At 61.0% G+C, this 17,915-nt stretch carries 16 protein-coding genes; 11 read left to right on the plus strand and 5 right to left on the minus strand.

What is annotated here, in order from left to right:
* Nucleotides 1–46 precede the first annotated feature (46 nt).
* The 3 genes from AAE029_RS29180 (at nucleotide 47) to AAE029_RS29190 (ending at nucleotide 2,721) form a co-directional block, all read left to right on the plus strand.
* Nucleotides 47–520 (plus strand): VOC family protein, encoded by a 474-nt coding sequence (locus AAE029_RS29180; protein WP_371076411.1) that lies wholly within the window; start codon nucleotides 47–49, stop codon nucleotides 518–520.
* Nucleotides 521–660: 140 nt separating this feature from the next.
* Nucleotides 661–1,008, plus strand: coding sequence for a hypothetical protein (locus AAE029_RS29185; protein WP_371076412.1), 348 nt, complete (start codon nucleotides 661–663; stop codon nucleotides 1,006–1,008).
* A gap of 333 nt (nucleotides 1,009–1,341) precedes the next feature.
* Nucleotides 1,342–2,721, plus strand: coding sequence for an MFS transporter (locus tag AAE029_RS29190; RefSeq protein ID WP_371076413.1), 1,380 nt, complete (start codon nucleotides 1,342–1,344; stop codon nucleotides 2,719–2,721).
* 96 nt (nucleotides 2,722–2,817) lie between these two features.
* On the opposite strand, the gene AAE029_RS29195 is transcribed toward AAE029_RS29190, so the two are convergent.
* A complete protein-coding gene (locus tag AAE029_RS29195; RefSeq protein WP_371076414.1) occupies nucleotides 2,818–3,114 on the minus strand; it encodes a YciI family protein in 297 nt (98 codons plus the stop codon).
* Between the two features lie 190 nt (nucleotides 3,115–3,304).
* Between AAE029_RS29195 and AAE029_RS29200 the strand changes: the two genes are divergently transcribed.
* A complete protein-coding gene (locus AAE029_RS29200; protein ID WP_371076415.1) occupies nucleotides 3,305–3,580 on the plus strand; it encodes a hypothetical protein in 276 nt (91 codons plus the stop codon).
* Nucleotides 3,581–3,708: 128 nt separating this feature from the next.
* Here AAE029_RS29200 and AAE029_RS29205 read toward each other — a convergent pair whose 3' ends face one another.
* On the minus strand, nucleotides 3,709–5,208 hold the full coding sequence (locus AAE029_RS29205) for a class I adenylate-forming enzyme family protein (protein WP_371076416.1): 1,500 nt from the start codon (nucleotides 5,206–5,208) through the stop codon (nucleotides 3,709–3,711).
* Between the two features lie 227 nt (nucleotides 5,209–5,435).
* Here AAE029_RS29205 and AAE029_RS29210 point away from each other — a divergent pair, with 227 nt between their 5' ends.
* Complete coding sequence (locus tag AAE029_RS29210; RefSeq protein WP_371076417.1) at nucleotides 5,436–5,756, plus strand: hypothetical protein; 321 nt, start codon at nucleotides 5,436–5,438, stop codon at nucleotides 5,754–5,756.
* A gap of 34 nt (nucleotides 5,757–5,790) precedes the next feature.
* Nucleotides 5,791–6,111, plus strand: a complete 321-nt coding sequence (locus AAE029_RS29215) for a hypothetical protein (protein ID WP_371076418.1) — start codon at nucleotides 5,791–5,793, stop codon at nucleotides 6,109–6,111.
* A gap of 261 nt (nucleotides 6,112–6,372) precedes the next feature.
* Here the strand turns inward: AAE029_RS29215 and AAE029_RS29220 are convergent, their stop codons facing one another.
* On the minus strand, nucleotides 6,373–7,077 hold the full coding sequence (locus tag AAE029_RS29220; RefSeq protein ID WP_371076419.1) for a DUF899 family protein: 705 nt from the start codon (nucleotides 7,075–7,077) through the stop codon (nucleotides 6,373–6,375).
* Between the two features lie 465 nt (nucleotides 7,078–7,542).
* On the opposite strand from AAE029_RS29220, the gene AAE029_RS29225 reads away from it, so the two are divergent.
* The 5 genes from AAE029_RS29225 (at nucleotide 7,543) to AAE029_RS29245 (ending at nucleotide 14,560) form a co-directional block, all read left to right on the plus strand.
* A complete protein-coding gene (locus AAE029_RS29225; protein ID WP_371076420.1) occupies nucleotides 7,543–7,824 on the plus strand; it encodes a hypothetical protein in 282 nt (93 codons plus the stop codon).
* Nucleotides 7,825–7,930: 106 nt separating this feature from the next.
* The gene (locus tag AAE029_RS29230; RefSeq protein ID WP_371076421.1) at nucleotides 7,931–11,125 is read left to right on the plus strand and encodes a two-component regulator propeller domain-containing protein; all 3,195 of its coding nucleotides are present in this window, start codon (nucleotides 7,931–7,933) and stop codon (nucleotides 11,123–11,125) included.
* Between the two features lie 391 nt (nucleotides 11,126–11,516).
* On the plus strand, nucleotides 11,517–12,146 hold the full coding sequence (locus AAE029_RS29235) for a response regulator (RefSeq protein ID WP_371076422.1): 630 nt from the start codon (nucleotides 11,517–11,519) through the stop codon (nucleotides 12,144–12,146).
* A 352-nt stretch (nucleotides 12,147–12,498) separates the two neighbouring features.
* Nucleotides 12,499–13,716, plus strand: coding sequence for an adenylate/guanylate cyclase domain-containing protein (locus AAE029_RS29240; protein ID WP_371076423.1), 1,218 nt, complete (start codon nucleotides 12,499–12,501; stop codon nucleotides 13,714–13,716).
* A gap of 145 nt (nucleotides 13,717–13,861) precedes the next feature.
* Nucleotides 13,862–14,560, plus strand: coding sequence for an LssY C-terminal domain-containing protein (locus tag AAE029_RS29245; RefSeq protein ID WP_371076424.1), 699 nt, complete (start codon nucleotides 13,862–13,864; stop codon nucleotides 14,558–14,560).
* 280 nt (nucleotides 14,561–14,840) lie between these two features.
* Here AAE029_RS29245 and AAE029_RS29250 read toward each other — a convergent pair whose 3' ends face one another.
* Both AAE029_RS29250 and AAE029_RS29255 read right to left on the minus strand, forming a co-directional pair.
* Complete coding sequence (locus AAE029_RS29250) at nucleotides 14,841–15,632, minus strand: DUF1194 domain-containing protein (RefSeq protein ID WP_371076425.1); 792 nt, start codon at nucleotides 15,630–15,632, stop codon at nucleotides 14,841–14,843.
* Between the two features lie 110 nt (nucleotides 15,633–15,742).
* The gene (locus tag AAE029_RS29255) at nucleotides 15,743–17,608 is read right to left on the minus strand and encodes a Na/Pi cotransporter family protein (protein ID WP_371076426.1); all 1,866 of its coding nucleotides are present in this window, start codon (nucleotides 17,606–17,608) and stop codon (nucleotides 15,743–15,745) included.
* Nucleotides 17,609–17,915 lie beyond the last annotated feature (307 nt).

Consider the following 17,915-nt stretch of genomic DNA (forward strand, 5'->3'; position numbering starts at 1 on the left):
ATTTCAGGAAGGAAACGCAAAAATGAAGAGCGAAAGGAGCTGCACAATGTCAAAGAACACGATCTGCTTATGGTACGACAAGGACGCTGAGGCTGCTGCCCGATTCTACGCCGAAACCTTTCCCGACAGCGCGGTGGGTGCCGTCATTCGTGCACCTGGAGACTATCCGGACGGCAAGCAGGGAGATGTGCTGGTTGTTGAATTCACTGTCGCTGGAATTCCTTGTATCGGCTTGAACGGCGGTCCCGTGTTCAAACACAATGAAGCCTTCTCATTTCAGATCGCAACTGACGATCAGGAAGAAACCGACCGCTACTGGAACGCCATTGTCGGAAACGGCGGTCAGGAAAGTGAATGTGGCTGGTGCAAGGACAAATGGGGTGTGTCCTGGCAGATCACACCGCGTGTACTCACCGAAGCGCTTGCGGCAGGCGGCGATCAGGCAAAGCGAGCCTTCGATGCAATGATGACCATGAGGAAGATCGACGTAGGGGTGATCGAAGCCGCTCGGCGCGGCTGAGGCATCATCACGCCTGCGGCAATCGAACTGGCCGAGGCGCCTTTGCCGCGGGGTATTCAGAATTCGTTCATGAGCCGTTAAGCTTGAACGTGCAATTTGAGGATTCACGGGGGTTAGGTTCTAATCTCGACGGAGACGAAATGAAAAAGCTAGTCTTGTCCATGCTCATCGCCGCCATGACGGCCGGCAGCGTCCTCGCTGTGGCCGACACTGCTTCCGCGCAGGAATGGCGCCGGCGGCATTACGACGACTATCGTCACGACGACTATCGTCGCCACCACCATAACAACAATGGCGCGGCCATTGCCGGCGGCCTGGCAGCCGGCGTGATCGGCGGCCTGATTGGTGGAGCGATCGTCAACAACAGCGGACCGCGATACATCGATCCGCCACCGCCCCCTCCGCCGCGCTGCTGGTTTGAAGATCGTCGCGTCCCGAACGCCTATGACGGCGGCTGGCACGTGGAAAGCATCCGGGTCTGCCAATAAGCGGCTCGAACCACGGGAAGGGTCGGGGCGGCACGCGCTCCGACCGGTGATAGTTTTTCGATCGGGATAGGGCAGCGGGCAACATGTGCGCGCTCATTGTCGACCTATGACAAGATCGTGAATGCGGCTGCCTGGATTTTCACGTGATGTCGTGCCAATCCTTGATGCAATGCACAATTGGGTGCAGATGATCGAGAAATGGTGACAGACCGCCTGCATTTTCCATAGGCGTCGAACCGGACACGGCTGCAAGACGTCCTTTTCACTTCATCCAGAACTCTGTGCGAGACGGCAACGACAATGCCGTATCGCTCCTTACCCTGAGCCCATACGATGCCTGAGGCGGAAGCCACCGAGACCAACATTCGCCACGAGGAAGCACGCCTTTCCAAGCAACACCGTCTCGCCATGATCGCGCTGATGTTTTCGGTTGGTCTGGCGGTCCTCGATACGGCGATCGCCAACACCGCCCTTCCCTCGATCGCGGCGGACCTCGGCACGGCGCCGGCGGCGTCCGTATGGGTCATCAACGCCTATCAGCTGACGGCGGTCGCGACCCTGCTCCCCTTTGCGGCCCTTGGCAGCGTCATCGGACACCGGCGCGTCTATCTTTTGGGACTGGCGCTCTTCACACTCTCTTCGGCCGTCTGCAGCTTTTCCGGATCGCTTGCCACCCTCGTTGCCGCGCGCGCCCTTCAGGGACTGGGCGCCAGCGCGCTGATGAGCGTGAACACTGCGCTGATCGCGATGATCTATCCCTCCAGGATCGTCGGTCGGGGCTTCGGCCTGAATGCGCTCGTCGTGGGCGTGGCCTTCGCCCTCGGTCCCACGGTCGCCTCCATCATCCTTTCCCTCGGCCCATGGCCATGGCTCTTTGCCATCAATATCCCGATCGGCGTGCTGACGCTGGCCTTCGCCTGGTCGAATCTGCCGCATTCGGAAAGGTCGACGCTGAAATTCGATGCCCGGGCAGCCGGGTTGACGGCAATTGCTTTCGCCGCGCTCATTTTCGGTCTGGGTGAGGCAGCGCAATCGGGGCCGCCATATCGTACCGTGACAGCGCTGGTGGTATTCGCAGCCGCGACCCTGGCCTTGATACGCTACGAGTCCGGCAGCCTGGCGCCGATGCTGCCCGTCGATCTCCTGAAGCGGCCGCTCTTTGCCCTCTCCGCGCTCACCGCCTTTTGCGCCTTTGCCGCGCAGGGGCTCGCATTCGTGTCCCTGCCCTTCTATCTCGAGCACTCGCTGGGTGTCAGCGAGACACAGACGGGATTTGTCATGACGCCCTGGTCGGCCGTCGTTGCCCTGATGGCGCCATTGGCCGGCCGGCTCTGCGAGAAATATTCGCCCGGCCTGCTCGGGGCAATCGGTCTGGCGGTTCTTGCCGTGGGAATGGCGCTGCTTTCGACCACGCCATCCGGCGCCGGTATGATGTTGATCGAATTCTGCATGGTCGTTTGCGGGGTCGGATTCGGCTTCTTTCAGTCTCCGAACCAGAAAGCCCTGATGTCGGCCGCGCCCAGCGGGCGAAGCGGCGGCGCAAGCGGAGTCGTGGCAACCGCCCGCCTGATCGGACAGGCGACGGGCGCCGCACTCGTCGCATTCAGTTTCGGGGTCGCAGGCGAAGATGGCCCGATGCTCGCACTGATGCTGGGCGCAGCCTTTGCGGCGATCGGCTGCGCCGCCAGCGCATCCCGCCTTCTTACCCGCTAGAACGGGAATTCCAAAAAGTGTGCGCGGTTTTCGGCATCCCGCTCTAACTCTTTGATGTAGAGACGGATTCGGATTTCAGGTCGATTCGACCTGAAATCATCCTGCTCTAAGGCTCTCGGGTCGGATCATCTCGAACACTTCCACGCGTTGCCATACGCCGTTTTGTAGGAACGGATCCTTGGCCAGCGCCCGATCCAGGGACTCGCGGTTCTCGAAAGTGCAAAAGAAAGTAGACCCGATCGCCTTGCCCTGATCGACCAGCGCCCCGCCATCGATCACATTACCGCTCCGCATCAGCGCCTTCATATTGTCGAGATGACCAGGACGAAGCCTGCTCCTCTTCTCGGCTGTGCCGGGAGCCGGATCGTCATGCGCCACAACGAGAAAATCCATGTCATTGTCCTCCAGATGCTGATCGTTTCGAAGTTTTCCGGCTTCTCACCCTGGATCGGGACTGTTGCTTCACCGTTTCAGAACCGGTTTCGACGATTACAGCGGCAACAAGCTGAACTCGAACCGTGCCGCGGCACGCTTGAATTATATCGTAATACGATATAATATTTTCGTATCGGAGGATGTTTTGATGACCGATACGCCTACAACTGATCTGGACCTTCTTGCAAAGCGCCTGTCGCGCAGCAGGCGGCTGAGCCAAGCACCCCGGCATTCACCAACGACAAAGAGGCTGACCGAGCTCAGGCATGCCTTGCAGCACAGGCTGGACTCCGGTCGCGTGGACCTGAGACTTCTGGCGCTGGAGTGGCAATATGACGTCGCTCTGCTGCTCGACCAGTTCCGCCACTGGATGCAACACCTCGACCGTGACTTCGGCCACCGGGCTCGACCAGACGATCGTTGATCCGACATTGTACCGCTGGAGCGGGATGCCGAAAAGTGTGAGCGGTTTTCGACATAAATCCCGCTCTAACTCTTTGATGTAGATCAGGATTCAGATTTCAGGCCGATTCGGCCTGAAATCATCCTGATCTAGGATGTCAGCAGTCCGGGCAGCGATTTCCGGTCTATCTTGCCGAAAGCGTTTTTGGGGATCTCCTCGACCACCTGCAGCCGCTCGGGCAGCTTGTAGTCGGCGAGCCGGGCGCGGGCCGTCGCGAGGATGTCGACCAGCACCCCGTCTTGAGAGCCATCGGCCAGCGCGATCAAAGCGGCGACCCGCTGGCCGAGCTCCAGGTCCGGCGTGCCGAGCACGGCGACGTCACGGACGGAGGGGTGGGTTCTCAATACCTCTTCCACCTCGATGGGCGATATGTTGGAGCCACCGCGGACGATCAGATCCTTTTTGCGCGAGACGAACCACAGCTCATTCCTCTCGTCCTGCCGCATGATGTCCCCGGTGGCGAGCCATCCGTCGGCGCCGCAGGGCTCCACCTGCCCTGGTCCGACCCAATAACCAAGTGCGATATTTGCGCCCCGCACCAACAGCTCGCCCGGCATGCCGCGCGGCACGGGGTTGGCCTTGTCGTCGACGAGGCGGATCTCCACGCCCGGCACGATAGGGTAGACCGGGCCTGGTCGTTTGCCGAACGCCAGCACGCCTGCCGTCTCCGACATCCCCCAGTTCGAGTGCAGCGGGCGATCGAACACGAAGGGAAATTCCTGCTGCAGCGCGGCGGGACAGACGTCGCCGCCGGCCAGGCAGAAGCGAAGGGATGATATGTCCCGCGGTTGCGTCCGCTGGCGCTCGAGCATTGCCGAAAACATGAAGGGCAGCCCCATCACCCAGGTGGCTCCATGGGCCGCGATCGCATCGAGCATCGCATCCGGGTCGAAGCGTTCGAGCAGCACCGCCCTGCCCCCGTGGTAGAAGGAGGAGATGAAGCTGAAGAGGCCGATGCCATGGACCATTGCGGAGCTGCTGACGACGATGTCGCCGGGCACCAGGCCGAAGCGGAGGAACCCCTCGGCGAACGCCGTCATCGTCGCCATGTTATGGGCCACGAATTTGGGGTGGCCGGTGGTGCCTGACGTCGTCAGCAAGAGGACCGGGGCGGTTTCGGGAGGGAGCGATGCCTCAAGCGTGACCTTGCCGTGATCGAACAGGGCGTCGAAGGGCCGCGCGCCACCGTTCATGGTCGTGCGTCCGACGATGAAGCGCGTCTCCACCGGCAGGATTTGCGGATCGATCGAAGCGATCAACGGATAGAGATGGTCCTGGCCGATATAGAGTGCGGGCTGCAGCCGCTCCAGCAGGGCGCTGAGCTCCGGGGTCTTGAGGCGGTTGTTCAGCGGCGCCGCGATGGCGCCGAGCCTGAAGCAGGCGAAGTAGGCGATCGCGATCTCCGCCACATTGTCCATGTGCAGCGCCACGCGGTCGCCCGGGCGCACGCCGTGGGCCGACAGCGCCTGCGCCATGCACTCGACATGCCCGGCGAAGCGGCGAAAGCTCCAGTTTCTCTCATCCGCGATAAAGGCGATCTGATGCGGACGCGTCTCAGCCGCATGAAACAATCTCTCCAGAATGGTCATCGTCTGCCAGCTGCCCTCTCAGTTGCCCTGGCGCACAACAGACACTGGCGAGGCTATCCGACGGTTACGGGCGGGAGAAATCGCGTTACAGCGATAACTTTCGGATCGCGAACGGGAACGAGCCGAATTATTGCCCGATACGTTGCAAAACAGATTGACGCAACCTGTGCAAGCATCATACCGTCTCTCCCACGAGTCCTTCCCTCCATTTCCTTTCCCGGTATCCAATGCGCACCCCGACTGCCATTCTGCTTACGGCGATCCTGCTCGCCGGCTGCCAGACATTCACAGATGCCGAAAAGCGCGAGGCTTTTGCCTTTAGCGAGAAGTCGATCCGGGCCGAACTCGAACTGGACAGGACCGGCAGGATCATCGGCGAACCGAAAATAACAATGGAGGACGGTTCGCCGGCCCCTGAAAGCCTCAGGGCAGGAGTCTATAGGGCAATCATGAAGTCCCAGCCCCTCCATCTACCGCCCGATAAATATGAGATGTGGCACCACCTCATCATCCACTTCGACCCCGAGGACCTGAAATCGTCCGCCTAAACCTGCCCTTCCCTCCGTTCCTTTTCCGGTACCCATGCGCACCCCGACCGCCATCCTGCTTACGGCGATCCTGCTCGCCGGCTGCCACACGACACGCTCCGATGCTGAAAAGCGAGAGGCTTTTGGCTCTTCAAGCGAGACGAAGATCCTGGCCAAGTTCGAAGTGGATGGGACCGGCAGGATCGTCGGCGAACCGAAAATAACAATGGAGGACGGTTCGCCAGCCCCTGAAAGACTCAGGGCAGGAATCTACAGAGCGATTATGAAGTCCCAGCCCCTCACTAATTTACCGCCTGATAGGTATGAGGAGTGGAAAAACATCGTCATCCGCATCGAGCCCGAATCCGTTCCATAGGCCGCCCGTCCGCCAATTCCGAGAGCTGCCCCTCACCCTAGCCCTCTCCCCGCTTGCGGGGAGAGGGAACAATCCAGTCCGACTGCGGACTCGGACTCCATTCTGCCGGATTGATCTTGCTCGGTTATCCCCTCTCCCCGCAAGCGGGGAGAGGGCTAGGGTGAGGGGCAAAACTTTCAGCGAATCCAGAAGCTTCAGATCAAAATACCCAAGAGATGACGGGGAATGTCGGAAACGGCAGGAGAGCTCCTTCCCCCCGCTTCAGTAGCTGAGCTTCGGATACCAGTCCGTCCCGCGGCCCTGGGGTGTCAGGTCAAGGATCGACCAGAGCGAGGCTATGTCGGGGGCGTCCCTGGGATCCTGGCCGGGGTCTGCCATCTCCATGGTCATCTCGCTTGCCCAGAACAGCCTGACGGTATCGCCGTCGCGCTTGAAGACGACGAGCGCCGGGTTCTCGCTCCCATCGTCATTGATGAGGCCGAGGTCCCGGGCGTAGTCGTCGCCCAAGGTCTGGACGAAATCGAGGTGACGCCATCCCCGTTCCTGCGCGAAGGCGAGCTGCCGTTCGACGGGACTCCGGCCGAGTATTTTCAGGGCCACCTGCTGCTTGATGTCGGCCGCATTGCCGTTCACCGCCCCGAGCCAGTTCGTGCACATCGGGCATGGCCGTTCCCGCTGAGGCCCGTACATCCAAAAATAGGTGACGAGCGTCGGCTTGCCATCGAACAGATCGACGAGGCCGACATCGTTTCCGTTCTCGTCCCTGAAACGGTAATCCTTGGCGATGACCGGCCCGTCAGGCAGGGAACGGCGCTGCTCGACGAGCTCTGTCATCTGCCGTCTGAATTCGATCTCCTTTTGCAGCAAGGCCATGCGGGCGTTCCTGTAGGCCTCGGATTCACCGGGAAACGGCGTTTTTCCGTTCGCCGCCAGATCCGGCGCCGGAACGAGTTGCTCCAAGTTCATGTTGGATCCTCCTCTTTTCTAGAGCCGGATGATTTCAGGTCGAATCGACCTGAAATCTGAATCCGCCTCTAAATCAAAACGTTGGGAGCGGGATGTCGCCCGAAAACCACGCACACTTTTCGGTGTCCCGCTCTACTGCATGTTTCCTTAAATCGGAGCCGATTTAAGGAAACATGCAGTAATTCAAAGTGCTACAGCGACCTTTGTGCGTCTGATAAGACGCACGGCGCTCCAGAGGCAAACGTTGCCGAGCGCTCGCGGTTCCGCTTCCGGACGGCATGTCGTCTGCCGCCGGCGGGATTTCACAGCACTATCCCCCTTTCGAGGGTGTACAGCGTATGATCCGACCGTAATATGCAGACAAGAGGATGAACGGCTTCATGCCGCAAGCAGCGGCAATGCCCTGTACCCGTTTTGCTCGACACGGCGTGGCGTGGATGGAGTCCGTTCCAGAGGATTGGACTGATGAACATGTATCAGACGGAACACGATCATAGTCCCGACAGGAGGAGCGCTGTCCGTGCCTCTGATGAAACCTCCGCTCACGAGGCTCCGGAGGTGCACCGCGTCGTCAGGGCGGATGAGCTGCATGAGATAAGCCTGGCGCTCTGGGTTGCCATGCTGCGCGCGCACTCCAATCTGCGCTGGCTCGAACGCGAGTCCCCCGATGTAGAGGCCGCCAGGCGATCGGCTGCCAACTTGGTCGAGAACCTGGATCAGCTGGGGAAGTTGATCGGTCGGCTGTAATGGTTCAGCATGCGGCACGAAGGTCGCTGTAGCACTTTGTATTGCTGCATGTTCTTATCCTTGGATCGACTCCGATTTAAGGAAACATGCAGCAGGGCGGTTTGGCATGCCGTTTGGGATAAAGCGCACACTTCGACATGTGCTGTCCGCGCTGATGATCGTCTGTTCACCGGCATTCTGCCTGCCTGCGACCTTTCCCGGCGACGTGGAGATTGTAACCGTCGCTCCCGAGGTGACCCCGATCGAAGTCCATGACCGGAGCGATATCCTCTTCCGCCGGCTGTCGCTGACCCAGGGTCTTTCCCAGACCAGGGTCGCCCAGATCGTCCAGGATGACGAGGGCTATATCTGGTTCGGCACGCAGCATGGCGTCAGCCGCTATGACGGCTACGGCTACCATGTCTTCAAACATGTTCGAGAGGATCCGGCGAGCCTCAGCGGAATCTTCATCTACGCGCTGTTCAAGGACCGCGACGGCACGATATGGGTCGGAAGCGACCAGTACCTCGACGCCTTCGACAGGACCACCGGCGGCTTTCGCCACTACATGGTCGACCCGGCCTACCCGACGGTCATTCACATCAGCCAGGATAGAGACGGCCTGTTGTGGCTCTCGACGAGCCTCGGGCTTTTCAGCCTGGATCCGAAGACCGGCGCCACGCGGAAGTTCGTCCACGATCCCGCCGACCCCCACAGCCTGATGACGAGCGACATCAAATCCACCGGCGAGGATCGGGCGGGGACTTTCTGGGTGGCTGACGGGTACGGCCTGGAGGCGTTCGACCGGTCCACGGGTCGGGTGACAATGCGGATACCCATTCGCCAGGAGGTCAGGGAATTCAGCTTCCATGAGGACGCGCACGGCGTCTTCTGGGTCGTCTACGGCTCGGGCAACGGCGTCGCCATACTCGACAGGCAAGCGAAGATCCTGCGTCGCTACTCCTTCGACGGCGGCCCGCCCGATAGCGGCCTTTCCGGCGTCTACGCGGTCCTGGAGGCGGGCAACGGCGACATCTGGTTCGCGACCATGGGCTCCGGATTGCTGCGCTTCGACAGGGAGACTCTCTCGTTCGACCGCTATCGCAACGATCCGAGCGATCCCCAGAGCCTCGCCGAAAACCGCGCGATCGCGCTTTATGAGGACAGGGAAGGCAACATATGGGCGGGGCTGCACGCCAGTCCGCCCAACATGTTCCCCAGGGAGCGCCCGCCCTTTCGGAAGCTCTGGCCGTTTCCGGGTCATCCCAACAAGCTTGGCGAAACGCTCGTCAACACCGTTTTCGAGGACAGGGACGGCTATGTCTGGATCGGCGCCGGCGGCGCGCTGAACCGGATCAGCCCCGACGGCAAAGAGATGACCGCAATCGGCCCGGCGGGGCCTGACACGCCTGTGGAAGTCCTGGCGATCAGCCAGGACAAGTCCGGGACCCTCTGGATCGGCACACTCGGAATGGGCCTCTTCGCACTCGATCCGCGCACGGGCGCGTTTAAATCCTACCGCTTCGAACCCAATCGGTCGGACTGGCTCAGCAGCGATATCGTCACGCGCATCCATATCGACCAGACGGGTCAGCTCTGGCTATGCACCTGGAACGGGCTGTCGAAGTTCGATCCCAAGACCGAGCGGTTCACGACCTACGAGTGGGATCAGGCCCCCAACGCGGCCTTCTTCTCCATCGTTCCCGACAATCGCGGCAACCTGTGGCTTGGATCGACGCAAGGGCTCGTGCGCTTCAATCTCGCCTCATCGACCTTCGCAGCCTTGAAGCACGACCCGGATGACCTGACATCCCTCAGCAACAACACGGTGAATACGATTTTCATTGACCGCAACGGCACGCTGTGGGTCGGAACGCAGAACGGCCTGAACCGGATGCGCGCCGATCAGAGCACCTTCGATGCCTTCTTCGATCAGGACGGCCTTGCCGGCAACGCTGTCAGCTGCATCCTGGGCGACGGCGGCCGCCACCTCTGGATGAGCACGAACCGGGGCATATCCAGGATGAGCCTCGACGACACGACGTTCGAGACCTTCACCAGCCTGGACGGACTGCCCGGCGAAGACCTGACGGGATGGAACGCCTGCGAGAGAAGCAAGACCGGGGCACTCTATTTCGGAGGTTTTTCCGGCGCGGCGGTCATGGAGCGCGAAGATGACGATCATCCCGTCTTCGGCGCGCCGCCCGTGGTTTTTACCGATATTGAGGTCGCAGACCGCCCCCTGGTTCTTGCTGCCGACGCCGGACAAGAGGTGAAGGTCCCCCATGACGCAAGCCTCGGCGTGGCCTTCGCAGCGCTCAGTTTCCGCGATCCGGAAGGCACCCGATACCGATACCGGCTGGAGGGCCTGGACAATAACTGGCACGCGGTCGCGAGCGCGACCCGATCGGTCAACTATCCCTATCTTCCACCCGGAAACTACACGCTTCTGATCGAGGCGGCCTCTGCAAGGGGTCCCTGGAACGAGCCGGGAGCAAGCCTGCAGATACGGGTCCTGCCGCCCTGGTGGGCAACCTGGTGGAGCTATTCGCTCGGCGCGCTTGCGCTGGCCAGTCTTTTCATCATCGTCTACAGGGCGCGTGTCGCGCGGGTTCAGAAGCAATATGCCATCCGGCTGGAGGAGCGGCTCGGCGAAAGAAGCCGGCTGGCCCGCGAATTTCACGACACGCTTCTTCAAAGCTTCCAGGGCCTGATCTTCCGCCTCCAGGCGGTCCGGGATCTTCTTCCCGGTCGCCCGCTGGAAGCAGCCGAACTGCTCGACGTCGTCCTGGAGAAAGGCGACGCCGCGATCGCCGAGGGCCGCGATGCGGTTCAGGCGCTGAGAGACCCGCAGAAGCTCGACGTCGACATTCTCGCCGCCCTGAAGGCGGAAGGCGAAGAGCTTTCCCGCCTGAAAGGAAAAGACGGGCCGACCTTCATCTTCACGGTCGAAGGGACTGCAAGGGTACTGGCGCCGAGCATACGGCAGGAGGTCGTCCGAATCTGCTCGGAGGCGCTTCGCAATGCCTTCAGCCACTCGGGCGCAGACAAGATCGAATGCCGTTGCACGTTTTCCATGGAAGACGTCAGGATCATCGTCAGGGATAACGGGAAAGGGATGGCAAACGCACGAGGGCGGCCGGGCCATTTCGGGCTTTCCGGCATGCGCGAACGCGCCGAGAGGATCGGCGCAGAACTATCCCTGGAGAGCGTGGAAAACCTCGGAACCAAGGTCGAATTGCGGATTGATACGCGATCGAACCGGAGCCTTTGGCCCATCCTTCGGAAAGCACGCAGGAGTATATTTTTCAATCTCATCTAAAATTTCAAATATAGCGCGAAAATAATGGGGAATATATACGCTTAATGGTTGAAGTTAATCCGTTTTCTTGACAGGAAATATTGTTCAGCCGATACTTCCCATCCCATCCAGATGCTTGTCGAGGGTGCCGGACCGCAGTGTGCGAGCCGCGGGTGATCGACATTGGGTTGGGCGGTCGCGGATTGCGCGACAAGAGCCGGATGATTTCAGGTCGAATCGATCTGAAATCTGAATCCGCCTCTAAATCAAAAAGTTAGAGCGGGATGATTTCAGGCCGAATCGGCCTGAAATCTGAATCCTGATCTACATCAAAAAGTGAGAGCGGGATGCTGCCCGAAAACCGCGCACACTTTTCGGCATCCCGCTCTAGGTTCGTCACCGTTGGATTGACATGCCCTCAGCTGGACCGATCAGAGTTCTGACAGCGGACGATCACCTGTTGATCAGGGAAGGTCTTGCTGCGCTCGTCGCTTCCTGTCCCGACATCGCCATCGTGGGCGAAGCCTCGGACGGCGAGGAAACGATTGAACTCTACGAAAAGCTCAAGCCCGACATCCTCCTTCTGGATCTCCAGATGCCGAAACTCGGCGGCATCGAAGCCATGGCCGTCATCAGAAGCCGCCATCCCTCCGCGCGCATCATCGTGCTGACGACCTACGACACCGAGCAACTCGCCATCAAGGCCATCGCTCACGGCGCAAGGGCCTACCTGCTGAAGAGCTCCGTTCGCCGCGATCTGATCGACACGATACGGTCCGTTCACAGCGGAAGACGGCATGTCGACCGGGACGTCGCGGCAACGATCGCCAGCTACGCGGACAATGATCTTCTGACAAACCGGGAAGTCGACGTCCTGAGGCTTATTGCTGCAGGAAACTCGAACCGGGAGATCGGCGTGCACTTGTCGATCACCGAGGAGACGGTCAAGGGACATGTCAAGAGCATCCTCTCGAAGCTCTCCGCAAACGACCGGGCGCACGCCGTCGCGGTGGGCCTGAAGCGGGGCATCATCAGCCTTTAGGCAGGCTGAATCCCGAGTTTGCCCCTCACCCTAACCCTCTCTCCGCAAGCGGGGAAAGGGGACGACGGAGCAAGGCAATTACTCGCGGAAGAATGGAGTCCGCGGCCGGATACGATTGTCCCCTCGCCCCGCTTGCGGGGAGAGGGCTAGGGTGAGGGGCAGAATTCTCAGCGAATCCAACGGCTTCCGATCGGAATATCTGCCGCACGGCAACCCCATCATTCGCAACGATCGCCACCTCGCCCTCCGTGGCATCGCATTGTATGATTGCTAGCTTGAGCAATTCCAGGAAAAGTGTGAAGCGGTTTTCCGTCAGGAATTGCGCACAGCAAAAAGCTGCTGGGGGGTGGCAATGGGGAACGCGCTTTCGGATTCTGACGCCTCGGCGCTCGTGGCGAGGACTGTCGACTGGCTGGTCGATAGCGGGCTTGGGGGGAGCGACGTGCCGGAACTTGTCGCGGGGCTCGGCCGTCGCCTCAATGCAGGCGGTGTTGCCGTCGACCGGGCCGGCTGCGCAATTCTGACACTGCATCCGCAGATCGTTTCGCAGGAGGCCACCTGGCACCTGGAAAGCGACGAGGCGACCACGCGGCATTATTCGCCGAAGCTGATGGAAGATCCCGACAGCCTGCGCGGTCCGTATTTCCATCTCGCCTGGAACAGGCTGATGTACAAACGGTTTCCGCTCGGCGAAGGCGGGGATATGCCATTGCTCCAGCGGCTCCGTGCCGAAGGCTACACCGAATATTTCGGTTTCTTCCACCCGACCGGCGGTGCGGCGGCATTATCTCCCTTTGCGCGCCGGGTCGGTCTCGTTCCCTGCGTCGTCGGCTCGTTTGCGACACGTCGGCCCGGCGGCTTCAGTGAAACGGAAATCGGTTGCTTCAAGGCCATATCGACGCGATTGGCGTTGGCGGCGAAGGCGCGAATGAACTTCGAGACGGGCGCCCGTCTCCTCGATATCTATGTCGGCCGCTCTTGCGGATCCCAGGTGCTTGACGGACGCATCACGCGCGGCGACTCGGACCGCATCACCTGCGGCATCTGGCTCTGCGATCTGCGCCGGTCGTCAAGGCTGGTCGCGCAGATGCCTCTGGACGAATACATCGCCCTTCTCAATCGATACTTCGATGTCACGGTCGGGGCGGTCATGGGCGCGGGCGGCGAGGTCCTGAAGCTCATCGGAGACGCCGTCATGGGGATCTTCCGCTCGGATCGGCCAGGCAGTGACCTTGACATGCGCGAACGTGCGCTGGCGGCCTCGATGGGAACGCTCAGGGAAATCCGCGCCCTGAACGCGTCCGGCCCGCCGCTGGAGGTCGGCATTGCCCTGCACGTGGGAGACGTCATGTACGGCAATGTCGGCACTGACGAGCGGCTGGACTTCACCGTCATCGGTCGCGCCGTCAACGAAGCGGCAAGGCTCCAGGGGCTGACGAAGCAGCTCGGGCATCCGGTGCTCGCTTCTGCGTCATTCGCCGAGCCGATCCCCGATCGTTTCGACTTTACCGGAGCACATCCGGTCGCCGGCTTCGATGACATGCTCGAAACCTATGTTCCGCGGACCTGATCCGCCTGCCCTATTGTAACGTCTCCACGGCTGTCTGGCGGCAAATCATGGCTGCATGATAAATATTAGATATATCTAATTCATAGCCGGCGACCGCGGGATCAAACTGTGCGGCACGGCAATACTGGAGGTGGACCAAGCAGTGATGCGTCACCGAACGAATATTCGCATCGCAGTGAATGGGTTGATTGCCCTGCTGGTGACCTATCTGCTTGTTGCCTATTTCATCGCTCCGGAGATCTGGATTTTTCGCGATGCTCGCCGCGTAGCCGGGTTTGGCAACATGGTTACGACCACGGAGCAGGATATTCCCGGTGACCCCATCAACGTTGGCCTTGTCGGGTCGAAGGAAGAGGTCGTCCGGGCTTTTGCTGCCGCCGGATGGGATCCTGCAGACAAGATCACCTTGAAAAGCTCCGTTGAGATCGGATTGAGCGTCGTGCTGGATCGGCCCGATCTCGATGCGCCCGTCAGTCCACTCCTGTTTGAGAGAAGGAAACAGGACCTGGCCTTCGAAAAGCCCGTTGGTGAAAGCGCCGACCGGCGAAACCATGTCCGTTTCTGGCTCACTCCAAAGACCGGCACTGATGGCCGCCCGCTTTGGCTCGGCTCCGCCAGCTTCGATCGTGGCGTTGGCTTAAGCCATGACACCGGTCAGATCACCCATCATATCGGGCCAGACATCGATGCCGAGCGTGACCTTGTCATCGGCGATCTTCAAACGGCCGGGCAACTATCGTCCAGTTACGAGATCCCCGGAATAGGAGCAACCGACAGGGGGCGCAATGGCGGAGGCGATCCCTATTTCACCGATGGCAAGGCGCTCGTCGGCGTGCTGCGTTAAGGTGCGGCTCGATAGGAGCGGGAGTTCGGGTTACGCCGAATGTCTGGCGGCGCTCGCATCGATTTTGGCGAAATTTTCAGCAAGTCCAATAACTTAAAATCCGAATATCTGCCGTGCGGCGCCCCCCCTCATCCGACCCTTCGGACCACCTTCTCCCCGCCGGGGAGAAGGGGAGTTCGCCGCTTGCTCGATCGTCCCCTCTCCCCTCGGGGAGAGGGCAGGGTGAGGGGGAATCTCAGCGAATCCAACAGCTTCAGATCAAAATACCTGCCGCGCCCATCTACCGCCCGATGGACCGCTCCTGCATCTCCTCGCCGATGAAGCAATTATAGGGCTCCTGGTAGGCAACGCGGCTCAGTCCCTCTTCGATCGCGCTGACCTTCAGCCCGGAAATCTCGATGACGAGCTTGTTCAGGATCGCCTGGCCGAATTGGCCGACGTCCGACACCTTCAGCAGAAAGGCTCCCTCCCCGCCGATGACGCATTCCCGGTAATAGACATCGAGATCCGGGATCGATGCCGAATCCGGCGCGGTCTTCAGCATGATCGGTAGGCCGTCGATGACGATCCCCTGGGCGATGGTGGTATTACGGCCGACGGGGGCCGGCACCCCGGCATTATTCGGTCCGTCGCCGGATATGTCGATCACGCGCCGGCTTCCTGAAAATGGGTTGGATTGCAGAAGCGCCCGTGAAAAGCCCAGAGCATTCGAGATCGAGGTGAACGATATCCGTCTTATCGGCTGCCGGCTCAAGGCACCGGCAAATTGCCAGGCGGTCTCACTATCCTCGATCACGGTCCAGGGTACGATCTGGACCGCCGTACCGCCCCATTCGACATAGGTGACCGCAATCCTGCCGAGCGCCCCCCGGCGCACGGCGCGGACGATCTCCGGCCGGCGGAATGCCGCGACGTATCCGGCCCGCTGCAGCCGCTGCTCCTCGATATCCATCGAGTAGGAGACGTCGACGGCAAGGACCAGCTCCAGGTCGACGGCATCAGGAGATTGCCCGGCGGACGGGCCAGCGCCCGCAAGACAAAGGGAAACGGCAAGCACCCATCGCCATTTCATCACGACGTCAATTCCCACGCGGCATGGCTGCCGGTTTTCATTCGGCCTCAGCAGCATAGCCCACGAGCAGGCGTTTTGCGAAGACCAGCTTTTTGACCGGAAGCAGGCCTTTACCCGAGCACGATCAGCGGCGTCCCCTCCTCCTCGAATTGCATGTCTCTGAGGAACGCGTGATCGTCGCGTTGGCGCAGCATCAGTAACGTGCGGAAGCCCTTGCCGATGCGCTTCGCATAGCCGAGGTCGTTGAGTAGCGAACTCAGCTGCAAGCCGTCGATCCGGTCGGCCCTGAGGGCGGAAAAGAGGCCCGCGCGGAACTTTTCCTCGAAAGAGGAGACCTCCTGATCGAAGGCCGCGAGTGCCCCCTTCCCATCCTCGCCGGTCTCTTCCGACTGGCCGAGAATCCGCACCCTGTGAAGCACCGAAATCAGATGCCGGCGCAGCTCGACATAGGCGTCGCGGCCCGGCGAGTCCGGTTGGCGCAGATAGAAACCGAGATTCTTCTGCAGATGCTTGGCGTCTTTCACCATCTCGACCAGTCTGAGGGCAAGGAGCTGGCAGGCCGTCCAGAATTCGCGATGTTCCTCGTCCTTCGGGATATCGATCCGCCCCATGAAGTCGAGGAGGTCGGCATAGACGCCCTTGATGTAGCGCTGGTAGAGCGTGTCGGCATCGAGGTAGTGCTCAGCCGGCGGGGCCCGCATCAGGGACTCGTCGTGGATGGCGCGGTCGATCTCGTTCACCGGCAGATAGAGGGCATGGCAGATCACCTCGATGCTGAGGCGGCCGAGATGTTGCAATTCGTGCACCACGGCCGAGGCGGCCGTATCGAGCGAGCTCAAAGCCTGCCTGTTGAGGTAGCGCGCATGGTTGCGCTCGATCGCGGGCGCGGCGGGCAGGACTTCCCCGATCAGCACATGCGGTTCCGGCCACTCCGGCAACACCCGTTCGAGCATGGTCGCGAAACGATCGAGGAAGGGCCAGAAGAGGAGAACGCCGAGCCCGTTGAACAGCGTGTGGAAGATGGCCAGCATGATCAGGTTGTTGTCGGCAAAGCCGATCATCACGGCAATCGCCTGGGTCAGCCAGACGAATGGGCTGAGCAACAGGAAGGCGACGACAGCGGTCAAGGCGTTGAAGAGCAGATGCGCGAGCGCCAGGCGTTGACCGCTGCGATTGCCGCCGAGCGCGCCGGCCGCAGCGGTCGTGACGCTACTGCCGACATTGGCGCCGATCGCAATCGCCGCCGATTGCACGAGATCGAGCTGGCCGAGCGCCAGTGCCGCCAGCGTCAGCATCAGCGTCGCATGCGAGGATTGCAGCACGAGCGTCAGCACTAGACCGATGCCGGCGAAGAGCAGCCGTCCAAGCCAGCCGTCCAACTGGTACTGCGCCAGATCGAAATTCTCCGTGACGGTCGAGAACCCGTCCTTGATCAGGTCGATGCCGAGGAAGATAAAGCCGATGCCAAGCAGGATGCGGCCCGCCGCCTTGGCCTTCGGTCCCAGGAAGCTCGCCACCACGCCGAAGATCATCAGCGGCAGGGCGAGCGGCGAGAGGCTGAAATTCTGCCCGGCGAACGCAAGCAGCCAGATGCCGGTGGTCGCCCCGAGATTGGCCCCGAAGATGATAACGATTCCGGCCGTCAGGCCGATCAGGCCCGTGGTGATAAAGGCGATGGTCATCAGCGAAACGAGCGTGCTCGATTGCAGCACCGTCGTCCCGAGGAGACCGATCGTCAGGCTTTTCAACCGTGTCGAGGTGCCGCGCGCCAGCATCTGCTCGAGCGCCTCGCCGGCAAGCCCGCGCAAGCCCTCTTCGAGGCATTGCATGCCGAAGAGAAAGAGCGCGAGCCCGGCGCAGAGCGTCATCCAGTTGTCGTTCGCCCAGAAACTGTAGGCGAGCGCCACGACCAGAAGTGCCGCGGCCACACCCATCGCATAGCGCCGCAGGGAATGAGCTGCCGAAACGTCGCCCATCGGAATGCCTCTCGAGATGACGCTGATCCTCGATCAGTCAATTTTCATTGCGGTCCCTTGTCAATCTCTCCCAATTCAGGGTTGACGAAAGGACTGGGCTCTTGGGCTTGTCCGCGCAAGGAGATGACTGCCTCGGGCTTCGCATCTGCCGAGAATTTGCCCCTCACCCTAGCCCTCTCCCCGCACGCGGGGAGAGGGGACGACCGTTACCCTGACGCAATGGTTCCCTCTCCCCGCGCGCGGGGAGAGGGTTAGGGTGAGGGGCAAAACTCTCAGCGAATCCGATGGTTCCGGGTCGGAACATTTG

It is taken from the genome of Sinorhizobium sp. CB7 (assembly GCF_041357635.1).
Taxonomy (GTDB): Bacteria; Pseudomonadota; Alphaproteobacteria; order Rhizobiales; family Rhizobiaceae; genus Rhizobium.